The following is an 18,917-nucleotide window of genomic DNA, read 5'->3' on the forward strand; positions in this document are numbered from 1 at the left end:
ATTCAGTCGATGCGCCCGAACCAGGCGCCGTAGCCGCCGAGGCGGATGGAGCCGGAGCTCTGCTGTCCCGAAAATCCGTGTCCGGGCAAAGGTTGCAGCGATCGACCGCCAAGGTCAACCTCCGCTGGCCCGGATCCCAGGTTGAAGACGCAGACGATCTGCTCGTTGCCCGCGCGGCGCGTGAAGGCGACAGTGTCGCCCTGGCTTTCGATGAAATTGATATCGCCCTTGGCCAACGCCGGATGGGCACGGCGGAAGCCGAGAAAGCGCCGGTAGTGTTCGAGCAGCGAATGCTCATCGCCTTGCTGGACATTGACGGCTTGCGACAGGTGCTTGGCCGGCACCGGCAGCCACGGCTTTGCCTGGGAGAAGCCGCCATTCCTGGCGCTGCCGTCCCACACCATCGGCGTGCGGCAGCCGTCGCGGCCCTTGAATTCCGGCCAGAAACGGATGCCGTAGGGATCTTGCAGATCCTCGAACCGCAATTCGGCTTCGCCGAGCCCCAGTTCCTCGCCCTGATAGATGCAGACCGAACCGCGCAAGGACATCAGCAATGCCGAGATAACCTTGAGATAGGCGGTCGGGTCGGCTTCGTTGGCGGCCCAGCGCGAGGCCGGGCGCATCACGTCATGGTTGGAGAAGGCCCAACACGACCAGCCGTCACTGGCAACCTTGCCGAAGGTTTCCAGCACCGAACGGACCTTGGCGGCGCTGATCTTTTCCGGCGCCAGGAAATCGAAGGAATAGCACATGTGCACGCGCTTGCCGCCGGCTGTATAGGCCGCAACGACGTCCAGTCCGCGCTGTGAATCGCCGACCTCGCCGACCGCGGCCGTTGCCGGATATTCGTCGAGCAGGGCGCGGAAGCGTTCGAGGAAGCCGAGGTTCTCCGGACGGCTCTTGTCGTAGATGTGGTCTTGGTAGTTGTAGGGATTGACCGCGGGTGCGGTCTGGTCGTTGCGCTGCTCCGGCGGCAGCGGCGGGTTGTTTTCCAGCCCCTGGCTGTGGAAGTAGAAATTGATGGTGTCGAGGCGGAACCCGTCGACACCGCGCTCCAGCCAGAAGCGGGTCACGTCGAGCAGCGCGTCCTGGACTTCGCCGTTGTGGAAATTGAGGTCCGGCTGTTCCGCGAGAAAGTTGTGCAGGTAATATTGCTGGCGGCTGGTGTCCCATTGCCAGGCCGATCCGCCGAAGATCGACAGCCAGTTGTTGGGCGGCGTGCCGTCCGGCCTGGGATCGGCCCAGACGTACCAGTCGGCTTTCGGATTACTGCGGTTCGATCGGCTTTCCCTGAACCAGGGATGGATGTCGGCGGTGTGCGACAGCACCTCGTCGATCATCACTTTCAGCCCCAGCCTGTGCGCCTCCGCCGTCAGCGCGTCGAAATCGGCCAGCGTGCCGAACATCGGGTCGACGTCGCAGTAATCCGAGACGTCGTAGCCGAAATCCTTCATCGGCGATTTGAAGAAGGGCGAGATCCAGATGGCGTCCGCGCCGAGCGCGGCGATATAGGGCAGCCGCCCGATGATCCCCTTGAGGTCGCCGATGCCGTCGCCATTCGAGTCCTGGTAGCTGCGCGGATAGATCTGGTAGATCACGGCACCTCGCCACCAGTCGCTATCGACGGCGAGATCGGGCCTCGAACTGGCTTTCAAAGCGGATTGCATGGTTTCAGCCTCCTTTCACCGAGCCTGCGAGCAGCCCGCGGACGAAATAGCGCTGCAAAGAGAAGAACACGATCAGCGGCACGATGATGGTCACGAAAGCCGACGTCGTCAGGATCTCCCAGTCGCCGCCACGCGAGCCGAGCAAGGCATTGAGCTTGGCGGTCAGCACGATCTGATCCGCCTGCGTGCCAAGGAAAACCATCGCCACCAGGAGATCGTTCCATACCCACAGGAACTGGAAGATGGCGAAGGACGCCAGCACGGGAAATGACAGCGGCAGCACGATCTTGACGAATATCTCGAAATCGCTGGCGCCGTCGATGCGCGCCGATTCCATGATCTCGCGCGGCAGGCCGGCAATGTAGCTCCGCAAGAGGTAGATGGCGAAGGGCAGTCCGAAGCCGGTATGCGCCAGCCAGATGCCGAGATAGGTCTTGGAGGGCACGCCGAAGAAGGCGCCGACGCCGTTATAGAGCTTCAACAGCGGGATCAGCGACATCTGCAGCGGCACCACCAGCAGGCCGATGATGACCGCGATCAGAAGCGCGCGCCCGGGAAAGCGCATCCAGGCCAGAGCGTAAGCCGCAAAAGCGGCGATCAGGATCGGGATGACGGTCGCCGGGATAGTGACGGTCAGCGAGTTCATGAAGGAGCGGCCGATGCCTTCCGAAAACAGCACGGTCCTGTAATTGTCGGTGGTGAATTTCGGCGGCGCCGAGGAGGCATAGTAGACGCGCTGGCCGCGGTCGCCCTCGAACGCCTTGGGCGAGGTCATGACGAAGCTGCCGTCGGCATTGAGCTGCAAGGTAACGCCGTCGCCGAGATCGGCCGATGTGCCGGCCGGATATTGTGTCGGTGCCGCCGACTTGACGCCGAAGGCGCTGATCTCGCGCTTGGCGCCATCGCCGAAAATGTTGCCCTGGAGGACGAACTTGCCGTCCTTCTCGACCTGCGCCGAGGCGGGCGGCAGGCGTCCAGCTTCGGTCTGGGTCGAACTGGCGAACGAGTTCCACCAGCCCGAGGCGATGATCTGGTCCTTGTCGCGCAGCGACGATACCAGGATGCCGAGCGTCGGCATGGTCCAGATCGCAACGAAGACCAGGACGGCGATGTGAACGCCGAAGCGGCTGGCGAAGGAGTTTCCGGTCGCGACGGTCATCTCAATGTCCTCCCGTCTCTTTGTTGGCCTGGCGTATGTTCCAGACCATGATCGGAATGACCGCGATCATGATGATGATGGCGATTGTCGCGCCGCGGCCGAAATCACCGCCGCCACGGAACATCCAGTCGAACATCAGATTGGCCAGCACCTGGCTGTTCCATTGGCCATTGGTCATGGTCAGGACGATGTCGAATACCTTGAGCACCAGGATGGTGATTGTGGTCCAGACCACGGCGATGGTGCCCCAGATCTGCGGCACCATGATTTTCCAGAAGATCTGGAACGGATTGGCACCGTCGATGACGGCGGCTTCCAGCGTCTCTTCCGGAATGCCGCGCAGCGCCGAAGACAGGATGACCATGGCAAAGCCGGTCTGGATCCAGATCAGGATCACCATCAGGAAGAAATTGTTCCAGAACGGCAGCGATATCCAGACCTGCGGCTGGCCGCCGAAATGCTGGATGATGGCGTTCAGGATGCCGATCTGCGTCTGGCCTTCGCCGCGATACTCATAGATGAATTTCCAGATGACGCTGGCGCCGACGAAGGAGATCGCCAGCGGCAGGAAGATCAGGCTCTTGGCGATCGTGCCCCACCAGATCTTGTCGGTAAGCACGGCGATGATCAGGCCAAGGAAGGTACAGGCGGCGGGCACTACGGCCAGCCAGAGCACATTGTTGAGGATCGAATTGCGAAACTCGCGGTCGCCGAAAGCCCATTGATAATTGGCCAGGCCGACGAAATTGGCGCCGCCGCGATCGAGGAAGGACAGCCGCAGCGTCTCGACCACCGGATAGATGAGATAGATGGTCAGGATGATCATCGCCGGACCGACGAACAGCCAGGGCCGGATCAGCCCTTGCCGGCGCAGATTGTCGACGGCGGCGGCACCCGAGACGCCGCGCGAGGGAAAGGTGACATCGAGCAGTTTGTTGGCGCCCCAGAAATAGGCGACGCAGCCGCCGACGCCGATGATGATGACGAATATGGCCGAGAAAATCTGAGCCGCCATGGGTCCCTCTCCCTGCACGACCCGCCAGGATGGAAACGATCCTTGCGATTGCGCCGCGCGCCGATCTCGTTGTTGAGCGCGAGCAGGCAGGGAAGCGTGTGGCTCCGTGCCCGCCGCATGCCGGAATGTCTACGCTGTCAAGACTGGAACCTGATCCGTCCCGGTTGGCCGGGCTGGGATGTTGCGATGGGGCCGGTCGGATCCGGGCCGGTTGGCCCGGATCCGCTCGGGAGGTGGAGGCCGAGGCCTCCGCAGACGCGGCTCTTACTTGATCGCGTCCCAGCTCTTCTGGATGTCGGTGGCGACGTCCTGCGCCGACTTGCCGCCGACCAGGTCGATCATGCCGGTCCAGAAGGCGCCGGCGCCGATCTTGCCCGGCATCAGGTCCGACCCGTCGAAGCGGAAAGTCGAGGCGTTGGCCAGGATCTCGCCCTGCTTGCGCAGCGCATCGCTGGCATAGGCATCCTTGTTGACCGCCTTGAACGGCGTCACGAAACCGCCTTCGGCCATCCAGATCTCATGGGCCAGCGGCATCTTCAGGAATTCGATGAACGCGCGGGCGGCCTTCGAGTCCTTGGTGATCATCGCCAGCGTTCCGGCGCCGAGCACGGGAGTGCCGAGTTCGGGCTTGGAGGCATAGGGCGGGAAGTAGAAGAAATCCGCGTCCTGGCCGATTTTCGTGCCTTCGGGGAAGAAGGTCGGGATGAACGACGCCTGATGGTGCAGGTAGCACTTCGGCGGCACCGCGAAGAGGCCCTTGGGGCTGTCGCGGAAATCTGTGGCCGCGACCGCCTTGGCGCCGCCATCCACCATCTTGTCGTCGGTCGCGATCTTGCCGAAGATGTCGATGGCATTGACCACGGCCGGGTCGTTGAACGGGATCTCGTTTTTCACCCATTTGTCGTAGGTTTCCGGAGACTGCGTGCGCAGCATCAGGTCTTCCACCCAGTCCGTCGCCGGCCAGCCGGTGGCGCCGCCCGAGCCGAGCCCGATGCACCACGGCGTGCCGCCGTCGGCGATAATCTTCTTCTCGAGATCGGCGAGTTCTTCCTGCGTCTTCGGCACCTTGTAGCCGGCTTCCTCGAAATTGTCCGGCGAGTACCAGACCAGCGACTTCACGTCGGCCTTGTAGGGGAAGGCGAAGAAGCCCGGCTTGCCGTCCTTGTCCTTGAAGGTGCCGAGGTCGACCCATGACTGGCCGGCGCCGTAATTGTCCTTGACCCATTTGGCGGTGTCGTCGCCGAGCGGCGTCAAGAGACCCTTGGAAGCAAGGTCCTGGATCAGGCCGGGTTGCGGCAGAACGGCGATGTTGGGCGGGCTGCCGGCCTGCGTGTCGATGACGATCTGCTGCTCGTAATTTTCCGAGGAGGAATATTTGATCTCGGCGCCGGTGGCTTCCGAGAAATAATCGAGTACGCCGCGCACCAGGGTCTCGTCCTCGCCGCGCCATGGCCCGAAGATCGACAGGGTCTCGCCCTTGAGGTCGACTTTCTTGAGCTCTTCGTAGTTTGCCCAGTTGAAACGCTTGTCCTCGCCCGGCTTGAACTTCAGTTCGGCCTGCGCGGGCGCGCCGAGGGCGAGCAAGGCAAGCGCGGCGCCCAGCAAAAGCATTTTCTTCATCGGTATTCCCTCCCAGTGGGTCACAAAACACCGGACGGAACCTCCATTCCGCCCGCCGACGCCGCAGGACTGTGACTCAGTCGGAAAGGAACCGCAACCTTTCGAAGAGTCTTCCAAAGCGCTTTGGCTATTTCGATCTCGCCATTGAATCGTCCAGAAGTCAAGGGGCGTGGTAACTTAATCGATTTAATTCCGGAGTCTGGCGCCTGGAAAATCGCGCTGCAGCATGCTTTTTTGGCAGTGCAGCAGCAATTTATGTTTCAAACCTGCACCAAGCCTGCCTATGGTCGCCATGATATGACGGGCCTGCCGCAGGGCTTGGGTCGATTCAATTTAAAGCGCTTTGAGGCATATGGAGCCCTCTCGTGAACCTGAAGCAACTCGCGCACATGCTGGCGCTTTCGCAGACCACGGTAAGCCGGGCGCTGAACGGCTATCCCGAGGTCAACGAAGAGACGCGCCGGCGCGTCATGGACGCCGCCAAGCGCCATGGCTATCGCCCCAATCCGAGCGCACGCCGGCTTGCGACCGGCAAGTCCGGAATGATCGGCTATGTCTTGCCGACGGGTGCTGCCGTCGACATCGACCCGCACTTCGTCGAATTCCTGTCCGGCCTTGGCGATTATGCGCGCTCGCACGAACTCGACCTGGTGCTGTCTCCCGCCGACGCCGACGACCAGGAGACGACTTACCGGCGCATCGTCGCCAACCGCCAGGTCGACGCCGTCTACATCTCCTCGCCGACGCCGGCCGACCGGCGCGTGGCGCTGGTCAACACGCTCGGCATACCCTTCATCATCCATGGCCGCAGCGAAGGTTTCGATTTCGATTATCCCTATCTCGACATCGACAATGAGGGCGCCTTTCACGAGGCGGCACGGCTGCTCGTCCAGCTCGGCCACCGGCGGCTGGCGCTGATTAATGGCGATGACCGCGAAACCTTCGCCGTGCATCGCGAGCGAGGCGTGCGCCGGGCGCTCGCCGCGAGCGGCCTGACCTTGGGCGACCGCCATGTCTGCTCCGTTGCCATGACCGAGGAGAACGGCTATCGCGCCGCCCGGCGCCTGCTCGAACAGGACGGCGCGCCGACCGCGATCGCCTGCTCCAGCCTGATCATGGCGCTCGGCGTCGTGCGCGCCGTGCGCGACCTCGGCCTGAGCATCCCCGGCGACATCTCATTAATTGCACATGACGACGTCTTCCCATGGCTGAAGCCGGAGAATTTCTCCGTACCGCTGTCGACGACGCGCTCCTCGATCCGGCTCGCCGGCGCCCGCATCGCCGAGCGTCTGGCCGCACGGATATCGGGCCTGGAGGAGGGCCCGCGCGGCGAGGTCTGGCCGGTCGACCTGGTGATCAGGGGGTCGGTTGCCGGAGCGCCTGCCTAGGGTTAGAGCCAATCGCTCCGAGGGGCCGAGTTCGACCGCTTGCGGGCGTTGCCGGAAGATCGATTGCAGTGTCATGGATAGTGGTCTGCCTGCACCGCGCTTGCTTTGGCTTTCAGAGGGTGGCAACCAGTAAGCCAAAGCCATCAACCAGCCCTCCTGGATGCCCAATTTGCCCATATTCCCGTTCTCCGAAATGGATCCAATCCAACATCCTGGCCCACCGCCGAAGCGTTCGGAGGTGGTCATCATTGGTGGCGGCATTATCGGCGTAACGACGGCTCTTTTCCTGGCGGAGCGGAACATTCCGGTCACGCTGCTGGAAAAAGGCCGCGTTGCGGCCGAACAATCGTCCCGAAATTGGGGCTGGATTCGAAAGCAGGGGCGCGACGCAGATGAACTGCCAATTGTCATCGAGGCTTTTCGCCTATGGCGGCAACTGGCTGAGGAATGCGGCGAAGACATCGGGCTGGACCAGACAGGTGTGACCTATCTGGCGAACTCCGACAAGGACATGGCCGGTTTCGAAGAGTTCATGAAGATCGCCGCCATCCATGGGCTCGACACTCGCCTCCTGGACGCGGACGAAACCGCGAAACTCATCAGGGGCATGTCGCGCAAGTTCAAGGGCGCGATGACGACGCCCTCCGACATGCGCGCGGAGCCTTGGTTGGCGGTACCTGCGCTTGCTCGTCTTGCCGTCCGAAAAGGCGCCAAGATCATAGAGAATTGCGCAGCGCGAACCCTCGAAATCTCAGCCGGCAGGATCAGAGGAGTGTGGACCGAGGCGGGATACATTGAAAGCTCCAGCGTACTGGTCGCGGGCGGCGCCTGGTCGTCCCTGTTCCTGAGAAGACACGGCGTCTCCATCCCCCAACTCAGCGTCAGGGTAACCGTAGCCGCAACGGAGCCTATGCCTGAAATCTATGCAGGTGCGGCAGCGGACGAACACATCGCTTTCAGGCGCCGACAGGATGGCGGATACACGCTCGCCCCGGGAGGTAGTAATTTGCTTTACCTGGGGCCTGACGCATTCCGGCACGCCACCAAGTATCTTCCCGCCCTCATGGCCAATCCGCTCGGAACCCGCTACTTTCCGTGCGCTCCATCGGGTTACCCTGATAGCTGGTCGACCCCGCGCGATTGGCCCCCGGATTCCCAGAGTCCTTTCGAAAGAATGCGGGTGCTCAACCCGGCCGCTGAACGCTCCGGCCTCCGTTCTGTAGAGCGCAATTTCAGACGCCTTTTTCCACAGTTCGAAACAGTTCGCTTGAAGGCAGGGTGGGGAGGCATGATTGACGCCATGCCCGATGTCGTCCCCGTCGTGGATCACGCCCGGGCAGTCGTCGGTCTTTTCGTGGCCACGGGAATGAGTGGTCACGGCTTCGGTATCGGACCTGGAATCGGTCGCGTCGTTTCCGACCTGATACAGGGTAACGCGAGTGGGCATGATCTCAGCCGCTTTCGGCTGTCACGCTTCTATGATGGAAGCGCCGTTCGGTTGGGTCCGGCCCTCTAGATGTTTAGTCCAGCATTCGTCCCGTCTCGGCCTTCGCAAATAGCCGATTGAATTTAGGAGCATGTTGCCAAGGATCATTCCTTCGCCGTCTCGGCGGCCTTGATGTCCAGCAGCCCGTAGCCGAAGTCATCGTCCCGCCCTTTCGAACCGAGATCCCGGGCCGTTGCGGCAAGCGCCTTTTCGATGGCGTCGGCCGAGCGGTCCGGCGCGGCGTGGATGAGATTGGCAATGGCGCCCGAGACGATCGCGGCGGCGAACGATGTGCCGGTGACGACATCCGAGCCGGCTCCGCTCGGCGCCACCATCTCGACGCCCGGCGCCGAGATGAAGACATAGCCGCCGCGATTGGCCTGCGGCATTAGCCCATCCCTGGCGTCGGTGGCGGTCACCGCGATGACGCCGTCGAAGGCGGCCGGGTAGCCATAGGGCGCCTTGGGCCCGTTGTTGCCGGCGGCGGCGACCAGAACCATGCCGAGCGCGCGTGCATTGCGGCAGGCGACGCCGAGCAGGTCGTTCTTCGGACCGACGAAACTCATATTGATGATGCGCACGTCCTGCTCGGCCGCCCAGTCGAGCGCAGCAAGGATGACGTCCATTGTCGACTTGCCGCCTTCGAAGGCACGTGCGTGATAGATCCTGGCGCCGGGCGCCATGCCCTTGAGCGCGCCGACGCCGGCGATCAGCCCATCGATCGAAGTGCCGTGGTCGCGCTTTTCGACCGGCACGTCGGGCATGGCGTCGAACTGGCCGGCGATGACCCCGGCCAGCGTCGGATTGGTGTCGTCGATGCCGGTATCGATTACCGCGACGCGGACGTTCTCGCCGCTCGCCTGGCTGGGTTCCAGCGCGATGCGCTCGAACGCATAGTTGACGATGCCCGCCGCCTGCTGAAGCGAATAGGTATGGTTGGGTTCACGCCGCTCCGTGCGGCTGTCGGCGGCAAGCTGCGCCAGCACGACGCCGACGGGGCGGCCGTCCGGAATACCGAAGCGCACAAGGGTGGTGCCGAGCAGAAACGACCGCCGCTGCGAGCGCACATCGAGGCCAAAGGAAGCGGCGATCTGCTGCACGGCGCCCGCATCGCCATCGACGGTCACCAGCACCTCGTCGGGCACGAAATCGCCGGCCACGGCGCGTGGCGGCTGAACGGCGATGAGATCGCTCGGCGAGACGATTGGCCCGCCCGAAGGCGGTCCGGCCGGCGTGCCGCCGTGCGGCGTCGCCGGGTCCGGCCGTGGCGTCGGCACCGGTGCCGCGGGAGCGGCCGGATTGGGGAACAGGTCGACGATCAGGGCGGGAAGAAACACGGCACCGGCCGCGCCGTCACTGATGCCCTTGCCGTCCTTGCCACAGTCGGCGCCCGCCGCATCGGTGCCGTTGCGGCAGTCGATCTTTCCCCGGTTGGCATTGGCGTCGTTGCCCTGCGCCGACGCAGGCCCGGTGGCGATCGTCATCGCTGCCGCAAGAATTGCCGCAAATCGGATGACCGCCTCAGCCGCCATCGGCCGGTTTCCTTCCCTCGATCACGGTGTCGGTGAAAGGCTGGGCGGCAACAAGGCCGAGTTGCCTGGTGTAGTCGGCCGCGTTGGCGGCCGGAATGCCGAGCCGGAACACGCCCCCGGCGGTCGGTCCGTCCAGGATCTTCAGGCCGCTGCTGCCGAGAAAGGCGGCGATGTCGGACATTTTCGCGTCGGGCTTGAACTTGACCAGGGCGAACGGCATCTTCGCCATCTCGTCCTGCGCGCCCGCGATCTCGAAATTGCCGTCCTTGCCGCCGGGCTGCACGAACGACTGCACCATGACCAGCGCCAGCAGAGCCGCGGCCGCCGCCCAGGCGACGCCGACCGGCAGCGCCATGAAACGGCCCCAGGCCTGCGCCAGCCAGGACGAACCGGCGGCGGCGCGCGCCGGGCCAGCCTCGGCATCGAGCGCCCTGGAAAAGCGGCTCAGCGCGTCGGCCGGCGGACGGATCGCCTCATTGGCGGCCGCGGTGCTGGAGAATTCAGCCTCCGCCTCGCCAAGGGCGGCCATCGCCGTCGGATCGCTGGCCAGCCATTCCTCGACGGCCTCCAGTTCCGAGCCTTCCAGCGAACCGTTCAGGTAGAACGGCAGCAACGTTTCCATTTCGTCGCGGCGCGACATCTTTTCAGCGGCGCTCATGGCCACCCCCTGTCGTAACCGGCGGCCTTGAGGGCTTCGCCGAGTTTCTTGCGGGCATAAAACATGCGGGTCTTGACGGTCGCGACCGGGATGTCGAGCACCTCGCCGATCTCGGTCACCGATTGCCCCTGATAATAGGCGAGATCGATGACCACGCGATGCTCGCGCGGCAAGGCATCGATGAAGCGGCGCAAGGCAGTGCTCTTGTCCTCCTTCATGGCAACGATCTCGGGCGTATCGGCGCCGTCGGGCACCGCGGCTGCGGCCTCGTCGTCGATCCAGTCTTCCTTTTTCTTGCGCAACAGGGACAGCGCCTTGAAGCGGGCGATGCCGAGCAGCCATGTCGAGACTTCGGAACGTCCCTCGAAACCCGGCGCCTGGCGCCACAGTTCGAGGAACACCTCGTTCGCGATGTCGTCAGCCATCATTTCCGATCCCGTCTGGCGCGCCACGAAGCGGTATATCCGCGCGTAGTGGCGCATGAACAGGAGCCGCACGGCGGCCCGGTCGCCCTTCGCGACCCGCTCGACAAGCGCGCGATCGGTCTCCATCGCGCCGGTCATGACCGATCGAGCCGCCTGGCTCCTGCCTGCTCTGTCGCTGATCGGCTCAAAAAGGTTCATCCTCCGCCAAGGAATTTGCGGAGGCTAACCGAAGAAGATGAGCCTTGCCAGTGGGTGAAGGGGAAGCTAGCTCAGGAAAGGCTTCGCCTTCATCGTCGCCGGCACCGACACCCCCAGTCGGCTTAGAACCGTCGGCGCCAGCTGCAGCTGGTCGAGCAGTGTGTCGGCATCCGGTCCCTTGCCGGCGCCGAAATAATACAGCGCGAAATCCTGCATCTCCTCATCATGGCCGCCATGGTGGCCGCGGTCGGTCTGGCCGTGATCGGCGGTGACGATCACTTCATAGCCGGCGTCGCGCCAGCGCGGCAGGAAAGCGGCCAGCATGCCGTCCATCGCGTAGCACGCATGGTCCATCTCGTGACAGTCATGGCCGAAACGGTGGCCCATCGAGTCCAGCGTGCAAGTGTGCAGGATGCCGTAGTCGATGCCGTGGCGGCTGCTCAGCATGGTCAGCGTGGCGAACAGGTCGACGTCGCTCGGCGTCATCTGGTTGCGCGCGTTGTAGCCGGTCATGGTGTGGAAGCGGCCATGCGTGATCGGCCCGCCCGGCTCGTCATACTCCATGTCCTCGACGAGGTCGAACGGGTAGGAACGGAAGAACTCCGACCAGTAGGAGTGGGTGACCGCGCCGGTTATTCCCCCGGCCCTGGTGACCTCCGAGAAGATGTCGGGCTGGCTGACGCGGAAGCGGTTCTCGTTGGAAAGAATGCCATGCGCCTGCGGCGGCACCCCGGTGTGGATCGAAGCATAACAGCAGGCCGAGGTCGACGGCAGCACCGAGCGCATCCTCCATACCCGCGCTTCGCCCGACTGCACCCAGCCTTCGAGGTTGCCCATCAGCCGGCGCCAGTTCCGGTAAGGCACGCCGTCGAGGATGATCAGCAACAGTTTGGTCTTGAGCGCCACGAGCTGCTCCATGCGATTGTCGGGGGAACGAGCACGCCACGTGTCGCACGGACACGCGGCGCTTTCGGCGGGAACTTGATGTCAGGCGTTCAGCCAGCATTCGGCGAGCGCGTAGCCGTCCATCATCTCGCCGATCGGGCTCTTGGCGAAGCCGCCGATCTTGTTGGTGGCGGCGTCGATGAACTGGTTGAAGAAAGGCACGATCAATCCGCCTTCGTCGCGCATCAGCACGGCCATGTCGTGATAGATCGCCTTGCGCTTGTCCTGGTCGAGCTCGCCGCGCGCTGCAAACAGCATCTTGTCGAACTCGGGCCGCTTGAAACGCGTGTCGTTCCAGTCGGCGTTCGACACATAGCCGGTGGAATACATCTGGTCCTGCGTGGCACGCCCGCCCCAGTAAGACAGCGAGAAAGGCTGCTTGTTCCAGACCTCCGACCAATAGCCGTCGCCAGGCTCGCGCTTGATCTCGATCTTGATGCCTGCCTTGGCGGCGCTCTGCTGATAGAGCTGTGCCGCATCGACGGCCCCGGGGAAGGCGACGTCGGAGGTGCGCAGCAGGATCGAGCCGCTGTGGCCCGACTTCTTGTAGAGCGCTGCAGCCTTTTCCGGGTCGAACTTGCGCTGTTCGATGGCTGAAAACAGCGGATAGGCCTCGTTGATCGGGAAGTCATTGCCGACCGAACCGTAGCCGCGCAGGATCTTTTCCAGCATCTCGTCGCGGTCCATGGCGAGCTTGAGCGCCATCCTGAGATCGCCGTTGTCGAAGGGCGCGGTGTCGCAGAACATGTTGAACGGGTAATAGCCCTTGCCCGAAACGTTCTCGATGCTGACGCCGGGGATGCGCTTGACTAGGTCGACCACCTTCGGCTCGACGCGATTGATCATGTGCACCTGGCCGCCTTGCAGGGCCGCCAGCCGCGCCGTCGCATCGTTGATGACGACGATCTCGACCTGGTCGGCATGGCCCGCCTTGTCGCCCTGCCAGTAATTGGCGAAGCGCTCGCCGCCATGGCGCACGCCGGGCTGGTTGACGGTCACCTTATAGGGGCCGGCGCTGATGCCCGCGTTCGGATCGTCCTTGCCGCCATTGGGCTGGATGACGAGATGATAGTCGGCCATCAGATAGGGGAAGTCGGCATCGGCGTCGGCAAGCGTGACGACGACCTCCTTGCCGTTGGCCTTGATGCCCTTGATGTTCTTGAGAATGCCGAGTGCGCCCGACTTCGACTTCTCGTCGGCGTGGCGCTCGATGGTGGCCGCGACATCCTCCGCGCCGACCGTCTTGCCATTGTGGAACTCGATGCCGTCGCGGATCTTGATCGTCCAGGTCTTGGCATCCGGGGAAGCGCCGATGTCCTCGGCGATCAGGTTGACCAACCTGTTGTCGGGGGTGAGGCGAACCAGATATTCGCCCCACTGCTTGCCGAAGCTGAAGGTGACCTGGCTGAGGTTCAGCGCCGGATCGAGGCTGTTGGTCGATTCGCCGCCCTGCAGGCCGGCCTTGAGAATGCCGCCCTTGACCGGCGTCTGCGCGAAGGCTTTCCCGGCCAGCGTCGTTGCCAGCGCCGCCGACATGCCCAGCGCCGCGGTGCGCCCGAGAAAGTCACGCCGCGATATCCGGCCTTGGCCGGCGAGTTCAGCGAGATGGTCGAGTTCAGTCTTCATGTCCTACCCCTTTTTGAAACAACCGCACACAGGCGATGCCGTCCGAAGGGACGCGTGGCCCTCCAGTGTTGCATGCGGATCACGGTCGTCATCTCCTTGACTGGCGAACCGCTGCCTAGTTCCCGGCGCTCGCCATGCGTCGCCCCTTGATCGCCTTTTCCAGCCAGCCGATCTCCATTTCCGGAACCGAGGACAGCAAGAGGTCGGTATAGGCATCGAAAGGCGGTGTGAGCACCTTGCTTTTGGAACCGTAACGGACCACCTCGCCGCGATACATCACCGCGATCGAATCGGCGATCGACCTTACCGTCGCAAGGTCGTGGGTAATGAAGAGATATGCGACCTTCTCGTGCTGCTGCAGGTTCAACAAAAGCTTGAGAATGCCGTTGGCCACCAGCGGGTCGAGCGCCGAGGTCACCTCGTCGCAGATGATCAGCTTCGGTTTGGCGGCGAGCGAGCGGGCGATGCAGACGCGCTGCTTCTGGCCGCCCGACAACTCCGCCGGATAGCGGTCGAGGAAGCCTTTGCCCATCTCGATCTCGTCGAGCAATTCGGCGACGCGCCGGTCGCGCTCACGTCCCCGCATGCCGAAATAGAACTCCAGCGGCCGGCCGATGATGGTGCCGACGGTCTGGCGCGGGTTCATGGCCACGTCGGCCATCTGGTAGATCATCTGCAGCTGCCGCAGATCCTCCTTCGGCCGGTCGGCAAGTCGGTTGGCAAGCGGGCGCCCGTCGAAGGTCACCGTGCCCTGTTCGGGCGGCAGGAGCCCTGTGATGGCGCGCGCCAGCGTCGACTTGCCGGAGCCGGACTCGCCGACCACCGCCAGCGTCTGGCCGGGATAGATATCGACGGAGACGTTCTTCAGCACCTTGACATGACCGCCGCCATACGCGGCGGTGACGTTCTTCACGGACAGGAATGGCGAGACGCCGGGTTTCTGCTCGGCGTGTTCGATCTCGTGCACTGACACCAGAGCGTTGGTGTACTCCTGGCGCGGCTCCTTGATGATCTGGCGGGTGCCGCCCCATTCGACCAGCCGGCCGTGGCGCAGCACCATGATCTCGTCCGACACCTGGGCGACGACGGCGAGGTCGTGGGTGATGTAGAGCGCGGCCACATGCGTGTCGCGGATGGCGTCCTTGATCGCCGACAGCACGTCGATCTGCGTCGTCACGTCGAGCGCCGTCGTCGGCTCGTCGAAGACGATCAGGTCCGGTTCCGAGCACAGCGCCATCGCCGTCATCACACGCTGCAGCTGGCCTCCGGAGACCTGGTGCGGGAAACGCTCGCCGATGGTTTCGGGATTGGGCAGGCTCAGCTTCTTGAACAGCGCGACGGCGCGTTTCTCGGCCTCCGCGCGCGTCGCCCTGCCGTGCAGGAGGGTGGCTTCGACAACCTGGTCCATCAGCCTGTGCGCCGGGTTGAACGCCGCTGCCGCCGACTGCGCGACATAGCAGACCTCGCGGCCGCGCAGCCTGCGGAAACCTTCCTTGCCGCCCTTGAGGATGTCGCGGCCGTTGAGGAGCACCTCGCCGCCGGTGATGCGCACGCCGCCGCGCCCATAACCCATCGAAGACAGGCCGATGGTCGACTTGCCGGCACCGGATTCGCCGATCAGGCCGAGCACCTTGCCCTTTTCCAGGGTCAGCGAGACGTCATGGACGAGCGTGATGGTCTTTGGCGCTTCGCCCGGTGGGTAGACCATGGCCTCGATGCGCAGGTTGCGGATATCGAGGAGCGGGCTGGATTTCGCTTTGCTGTCGGCCATCATCCGCGTCCTCCTTTCAGGCTTGTCGTGCGGTTGAGCACCCAGTCGGCGACGAGATTGACCGAGATCGCAAGCGCCGCGATCGCGGCCGCCGGTATGAGCGCCGCGGCAATGCCGAAGACGATGCCGTCCTTGTTTTCCTTGACCATGCCGCCCCAGTCGGCATCCGGCGGCTGTACGCCGAGGCCAAGAAAGGAGAGCGTCGACAGGAACAGCACGGCATAGATGAAGCGCAGGCCGAGTTCCGAGACCAGCGGCGACAGCGCATTGGGCAGGATCTCGCGGAAGATGATCCAGGCGCTGCCTTCGCCGCGCAGCTTGGCGGCTTCGACATAATCCATGACGTTGATGTCGACGGCCACCGCGCGCGACAGGCGGTAGACGCGGGTCGAGTCAAGAATGCCCATCACCAGGATCAGCGTCACCAGGTTTGTCGGCAGCACCGAGAGCACGACAAGGCCCATGATCAGCGTCGGGATCGACATCAGGAGATCGACGAGGCGCGACAGCAGCGTGTCGAACCAGCCGCCGAACACCGCCGCCGAAAAGCCGAGAATGGCGCCAAGCGAGAAGGACAACGCCGTGGCGAGCACTGCGATGAACAGGGTGATGCGCGCACCATAGATCATGCGCGACAGCAGATCGCGGCCAAGGTTGTCGGTGCCCAGCCAATGCGCGGCCGACATGGGCTCCCAGACGTCGCCGACGATCTCGCCATTGCCGTGCGGCGCAAGCCACGGCGCGAAGATGGCGGCCAGCACGAACAGGGCCGTCAGCACCAGGCCGACCAGCGCGGGCACGGGGATGCGTTTGATGTCGAGCATGCCCGCCCTCTTCATTTGGGATGCCTCAGGCGCGGATTGGCGACGATTGCCGCTATGTCAGCGATGATGTTGAGGCCGATATAGACGGCGGCGAAGATCAGTCCGACCGCCTGCACCACCGGCACGTCGCGCTTGGTGACGTGATCGACCAGATACTGCCCCATGCCGGGATAGACGAAGATCACTTCGACCACGACCACGCCGACGATCAGATAGGCGAGGTTGAGCATGACCACGTTGATGATCGGCGCGATGGCGTTCGGGAAGGCATGTTTGCGGATGACCGCGAAAGCCGAGAGTCCCTTGAGCTCGGCGGTCTCCACATAGGCCGATTGCATGACGTTTAGGATCGCCGCGCGCGTCATGCGCATCATATGGGCAAGCACCACCAGCGTCAGCGCCGCCGCCGGCAGCGCGATCGCCTGCATGCGTTCACCGAAAGGCATGCCGTCATAGACGGTCGAGATGGCGGGGAACCACTGATGCTGAACCGCGAAGTAGAAGACCAGCAAGTAGCCGATGAAGAATTCCGGGAAGGAGGTCGAGGCGAGCGCCAGTCCCGAGATCAGCTTGTCGACCCAGCCGTTGCGGTAGCGCACCGCGATCAGGCCAAGCGTTATGGCTAGCGGAATGGCCACGATCGCCGCCCAGAAGGCGAGGAACAGCGTGTTCCACAGCCGGCCCTTGATCGATGTCGCGATATCCTGTCCACTCGACATGGCGGTCCCGAGATCGCCGGTCAAAACGCCGCCGAGCCAGCGGAAATACCTGATATAGGCCGGGTCGTTGAGCCCAAGCTGCTCACGCAGATTGGCGAGCGATTCCGGTGTCGCCGACTGCCCCAGGATGGCTTGCGCGACGTCGCCGGGCAGGATCTGTGTGCCGGCGAAGATCAGGACCGAGACGGCCAACAAAAGGAGGATGCCCAGCGCAACGCGCTGGGCCACCAATTTCACGATGGGTGAGGACATCTGGGCAAGGCCGGCTCAGGCTTCGAGCCAGCACTTTGCCAGGGCGTAGCCATTCATCAACTCCTGGTGCGGATCGTCCACCCAGCCGCCCACCTTGGCGCCGGTGGCGTCGATGAACTGGTTGAACATCGGCAGGATCAGGCCGCCTTCGTCGCGTACCATGACGGCCATGTCGTGATATATCGCCTTGCGCTTGGCCTCGTCCAGCTCGGCGCGCGCCGCCAGCACCATCTTGTCGAAATCCGGGCGCTTGAAACGCGTGTCGTTCCAGTCGGCGGTCGACAGGTAGGCAGTCGAGTACATCTGGTCCTGGGTCGAGCGTCCGCCCCAATAGGAGGCGCAGAAGGGCTGCTTGTTCCAGACCTCGTTCCAGTAGCCGTCGCCCGGCTCGCGCTTGAGCTCGATCTGGATGCCGGCCTTGGCCGCGCTCTGCTGAAAAAGCTGGGACGCGTCGACGGCGCCGGGGAAGGCGACGTCGGAGGTCCTGAGCAGCACCGCACCGTCATGCCCCGACTTCTTGTAGTGGAACTTGGCCTTGTCCGGATCATACGTGCGCTGCTCGATCTCGGTGAACAGCGGGTAGGCGGCATTGATCGGGAAATCATTGCCGAGCGAACCGTAACCGCGCAGCACCTTCTTCAGCATTTCTTCGCGGTCGATCGCCAGCTTCAGCGCCATCCTGAGGTCGTTATTGTCGAACGGCGCCGTGTTGCAGTGCATGATGAAGACGTAGTGGCCCGGTCCCGCATGGTTGCGGATGGTGACGCCCGGCACGCGTTTGATCAGGTCGACGATCTTCGGCTCGACGCGGTTGACCATGTTGACCTGGCCGCCCTGCAGGGCTGCCGTACGGGCCGTGGCGTCGTTGATGACGATGATCTCGATCTGGTCGGCATGGCCCATCTTGTCGCCCTGCCAGTAATTGGCGAAGCGCTCGCCGCCATGGCGCACGCCGGGCTCGTTGGTGGTGACCTTGTAGGGGCCCGCCGAGATGCCGGCATCGGCCTTGTCCTTGCCGCCATTGGGCTGGACGATCAAGTGGTAGTCGCTGAGCAGGTAGGGCAGATCGGCATTGGCCTCCTTCAGCGTCAGCACCACTTCCTTGCCGCTGGCCTTGATGCTTTCGATGCCTTTCATGTAGCCGAGCGCGCCGGACTTCGACTTCTCGTCCGAATGACGCTCGAGCGTGGCGGCGACGTCTTCGGCGGTCACCGTCTTGCCATTGTGGAACTCGACGCCGTCGCGGATCTTCAGCGTCCAGACCTTGGCATCGTCGGACGAGCCGATCTCCTCGGCGATGCGGTTCTCGAGCTTGCCCTCGGGGGAAAGCTCGACAATCAGTTCGCCCCACATTTTGCCGAAGGCGAATGGCACCTGCGTCATGAATAGGGCTGGATCCAGGCTATTGGTGGACTCGCCGCCGACCAGGCCTGCCTTGAGCGTGCCGCCCTTGACCGGGCCGGCTGCGCGCGCCGCGCTCGAAAGCAGTGAGTTGGCGAAGGTCGCGGTGACGCTGAGCGCTGCCGCCCGGCCGAGAAAATCACGACGGCTGAGCTTGCCTGAAGCGACACGTCGGCTAAGGAATTCCAGTTCGTTTGACATTTTGAGTTCCTCACTCTGTTGGTTCGACCT

16 protein-coding genes are annotated in these 18,917 nt (G+C 63.6%); 3 read left to right on the forward strand and 13 right to left on the reverse strand.

The features are described 5' to 3' along the window. Nucleotides 1-2: 2 nt before the first annotated feature. The 4 genes from ACIU1A_RS30090 to ACIU1A_RS30105 all read right to left on the reverse strand — a co-directional run bounded on the left by ACIU1A_RS30090 (nt 3) and on the right by ACIU1A_RS30105 (nt 5,461). Complete coding sequence (locus ACIU1A_RS30090; protein ID WP_140567869.1) at nt 3-1,667, reverse strand: alpha-glucosidase; 1,665 nt, start codon at nt 1,665-1,667, stop codon at nt 3-5. 4 nt (nt 1,668-1,671) lie between these two features. Beyond that, the gene (locus ACIU1A_RS30095) at nt 1,672-2,826 is read right to left on the reverse strand and encodes a carbohydrate ABC transporter permease (protein ID WP_404925981.1); all 1,155 of its coding nucleotides are present in this window, start codon (nt 2,824-2,826) and stop codon (nt 1,672-1,674) included. Nucleotide 2,827: 1 nt separating this feature from the next. After that, entirely contained in the window at nt 2,828-3,841 is a 1,014-nt protein-coding gene (locus ACIU1A_RS30100) for a carbohydrate ABC transporter permease (protein WP_140501210.1), read from the reverse strand. A gap of 264 nt (nt 3,842-4,105) precedes the next feature. Continuing rightward, a complete protein-coding gene (locus ACIU1A_RS30105) occupies nt 4,106-5,461 on the reverse strand; it encodes an ABC transporter substrate-binding protein (RefSeq protein WP_404925982.1) in 1,356 nt (451 codons plus the stop codon). A gap of 123 nt (nt 5,462-5,584) precedes the next feature. Between ACIU1A_RS30105 and ACIU1A_RS30110 the strand changes: the two genes are divergently transcribed. The 3 genes from ACIU1A_RS30110 to ACIU1A_RS30120 all read left to right on the forward strand — a co-directional run bounded on the left by ACIU1A_RS30110 (nt 5,585) and on the right by ACIU1A_RS30120 (nt 8,365). Further along, nucleotides 5,585-5,830, forward strand: coding sequence for a hypothetical protein (locus tag ACIU1A_RS30110; protein ID WP_404925983.1), 246 nt, complete (start codon nt 5,585-5,587; stop codon nt 5,828-5,830). Continuing rightward, nucleotides 5,827-6,849: a LacI family DNA-binding transcriptional regulator gene (locus ACIU1A_RS30115; protein ID WP_140501204.1), complete on the forward strand. Its 1,023-nt coding sequence runs from the start codon at nt 5,827-5,829 to the stop codon at nt 6,847-6,849. The genes ACIU1A_RS30110 and ACIU1A_RS30115 overlap by 4 nt, the downstream gene beginning before the upstream one ends. Nucleotides 6,850-7,018: 169 nt before the next feature. After that, nucleotides 7,019-8,365: an NAD(P)/FAD-dependent oxidoreductase gene (locus ACIU1A_RS30120; protein ID WP_404925984.1), complete on the forward strand. Its 1,347-nt coding sequence runs from the start codon at nt 7,019-7,021 to the stop codon at nt 8,363-8,365. A gap of 74 nt (nt 8,366-8,439) precedes the next feature. Here ACIU1A_RS30120 and ACIU1A_RS30125 read toward each other — a convergent pair whose 3' ends face one another. The 9 genes from ACIU1A_RS30125 to ACIU1A_RS30165 form a co-directional block, all read right to left on the reverse strand. Then, nucleotides 8,440-9,867 (reverse strand): S8 family serine peptidase, encoded by a 1,428-nt coding sequence (locus ACIU1A_RS30125; RefSeq protein ID WP_404925985.1) that lies wholly within the window; start codon nt 9,865-9,867, stop codon nt 8,440-8,442. Further along, the gene (locus tag ACIU1A_RS30130; protein ID WP_140558770.1) at nt 9,857-10,525 is read right to left on the reverse strand and encodes an anti-sigma factor; all 669 of its coding nucleotides are present in this window, start codon (nt 10,523-10,525) and stop codon (nt 9,857-9,859) included. The genes ACIU1A_RS30125 and ACIU1A_RS30130 overlap by 11 nt, the downstream gene beginning before the upstream one ends. Continuing rightward, entirely contained in the window at nt 10,522-11,088 is a 567-nt protein-coding gene (locus ACIU1A_RS30135; RefSeq protein ID WP_404925986.1) for a sigma-70 family RNA polymerase sigma factor, read from the reverse strand. Before ACIU1A_RS30135 ends, ACIU1A_RS30130 begins: the two co-directional genes overlap by 4 nt. A gap of 126 nt (nt 11,089-11,214) precedes the next feature. Further along, nucleotides 11,215-12,054, reverse strand: coding sequence for an alkaline phosphatase family protein (locus ACIU1A_RS30140; protein ID WP_140580628.1), 840 nt, complete (start codon nt 12,052-12,054; stop codon nt 11,215-11,217). Nucleotides 12,055-12,135: 81 nt separating this feature from the next. Then, nucleotides 12,136-13,719: an ABC transporter substrate-binding protein gene (locus ACIU1A_RS30145; protein ID WP_140558767.1), complete on the reverse strand. Its 1,584-nt coding sequence runs from the start codon at nt 13,717-13,719 to the stop codon at nt 12,136-12,138. Between the two features lie 115 nt (nt 13,720-13,834). Then, the gene (locus ACIU1A_RS30150; RefSeq protein ID WP_140501254.1) at nt 13,835-15,490 is read right to left on the reverse strand and encodes an ABC transporter ATP-binding protein; all 1,656 of its coding nucleotides are present in this window, start codon (nt 15,488-15,490) and stop codon (nt 13,835-13,837) included. Then, the gene (locus ACIU1A_RS30155) at nt 15,490-16,314 is read right to left on the reverse strand and encodes an ABC transporter permease (RefSeq protein WP_140512801.1); all 825 of its coding nucleotides are present in this window, start codon (nt 16,312-16,314) and stop codon (nt 15,490-15,492) included. The genes ACIU1A_RS30150 and ACIU1A_RS30155 overlap by 1 nt, the downstream gene beginning before the upstream one ends. Before the next feature lie 11 nt (nt 16,315-16,325). After that, nucleotides 16,326-17,285, reverse strand: a complete 960-nt coding sequence (locus ACIU1A_RS30160) for an ABC transporter permease (protein WP_140512803.1) — start codon at nt 17,283-17,285, stop codon at nt 16,326-16,328. Between the two features lie 15 nt (nt 17,286-17,300). After that, nucleotides 17,301-18,887, reverse strand: coding sequence for an ABC transporter substrate-binding protein (locus ACIU1A_RS30165; protein ID WP_404925987.1), 1,587 nt, complete (start codon nt 18,885-18,887; stop codon nt 17,301-17,303). Nucleotides 18,888-18,917: the final 30 nt, after the last annotated feature.

The organism is Mesorhizobium maamorense (assembly GCF_044998965.1).
GTDB lineage: Bacteria > Pseudomonadota > Alphaproteobacteria > Rhizobiales > Rhizobiaceae > Mesorhizobium.